Annotated in this window: 1 protein-coding gene; it reads right to left on the bottom strand. The window is 72.7% G+C overall.

The genetic code is table 11. From position 1 onward, the window contains the following. Positions 1-15: 15 nt before the first annotated feature. Positions 16-678, bottom strand: a complete 663-nt coding sequence (locus tag D7X12_RS41620) for a riboflavin synthase (protein WP_120630589.1) — start codon at positions 676-678, stop codon at positions 16-18. Between the last annotated feature and the right edge of the window lie 127 nt (positions 679-805).

Below are 805 nucleotides of genomic sequence, written 5' to 3'. Positions count from 1 at the left end.
GGTTGGACCCCGGCCCTACCCCCGGGGGCTGAAGCCCGCCGCCCGGACCACCGCCTCCGACAGGCCGGGGGCCTGCCCAGCGCCCGGGGTGCCCCGGAGGGCGAACAGCCGGGCCACGTACTTGCCGATGAGGTCCCCCTCCAGGTTCACCTGCGCCCCGGGGCCCTTGGCGTGCAGCGTGGTGCGCTGTTGCGTCTCCGGGATGAGCTGGACCCGGAAGCGGTCCGCCTCCACCGCGTTCACGGTGAGGCTGATGCCGTCCACCGTCACGGAGCCCTTTTCAATGAAGCAGGGCGCCAGCTCCGGAGGCAGCCGGAACACCATCACCCACGAGCCGCCTTCGGCGAACGTCTCCAGCACCTCGCTGACGGCGTCCACGTGGCCCGACACCAGGTGCCCTCCCAGCCTGTCTCCCAGCGCCAGGGCGCGCTCCAGGTTCACCCGGTCCCCGGCCCGCCGGGCCCCCAGGGTGGTGCGCCGCAGCGTCTCCGGCGCGGCCTGCACCCGGAAGGTGTCCCCGCCCTTCTCCACCACGGTGAGGCAGGCGCCGTCCACGGCGATGGATTCCCCCAGCGTGAACGCCTCCGCGCCCAGCGAGGTGCGAATCCAGAGGTCGGTCATCGCGCCGGGCACGATGCGGGTGACGGTGCCAGTGTCCTGGATGAGGCCGGTGAACATGGCCGCGACTCTAACGGTTCACAGCAGCGCGCGCAGGAGGACGTCCTCGCCCACCCGCTCCACCGTCAGGTCCTTCACGGCCAGCGCCTGGGCCATGTCCTTCACGCCCAGCTCCCCCGCCCAGGAC

Source organism: Corallococcus sicarius (assembly GCF_003611735.1).
GTDB classification, from domain to species: domain Bacteria; phylum Myxococcota; class Myxococcia; order Myxococcales; family Myxococcaceae; genus Corallococcus; species Corallococcus sicarius.
Note: the sequence above shows the minus strand (reverse complement) of the source record. Positions and strands in the feature narration are given on the sequence as shown.